Origin of the sequence: Sphingobacterium haloxyli, assembly GCF_002980525.1 — a bacterium.
Lineage (GTDB): Bacteria > Bacteroidota > Bacteroidia > Sphingobacteriales > Sphingobacteriaceae > Sphingobacterium > Sphingobacterium haloxyli.
In genome coordinates this window covers 1-444 of record NZ_PVBQ01000055.1, presented here as the reverse complement: position 1 = coordinate 444, position 444 = coordinate 1, and the positions used below count along the sequence as shown (strand labels likewise).

General features: G+C 38.1%; 1 pseudogene. It reads left to right on the top strand.

Annotated elements, in window-relative coordinates:
• Window positions 1-118 (top strand): annotated as a pseudogene (locus tag C5745_RS20685) (IS481 family transposase); the annotation flags it as partial.
• Between the last annotated feature and the right edge of the window lie 326 nt (window positions 119-444).

Below are 444 nucleotides of genomic sequence, written 5' to 3'. Positions count from 1 at the left end.
GGATCTTGATGTATGGTTGGACTACTACAACTCTGAAAGACCGCACTCGGGTAAATATTGCTACGGTAAAACACCGAAAGATACCTGGGAAGAAAGTATCTATCTTGCAAAAGAGAAATTATTACATGCTCATTCCCAAAACGTTGTATCTTTGCCGATGTCGGATGAAGTAGAAACGGCACCTTATCAGAAGCATCCTTTCAACAATAACCCGACCCAACAGAATGATGAAGGGGAACGTAAATCCCCCTTCAACAACTTTTTTACAGAGAAAACAACTGAGGCAATAAAACCCGTAAAAATCTAGTAGAAAAATTGAGGGTGTAAAGTAAACTGTGTCAAATAAAGAATTTCTATATTTAGACACAGAACATGAGTAAAGACAATTTTGACTTCGAAAGCTTCAAAGAGGAAGCTATGAAAGGCCTTTATGAGGGCAAGAAA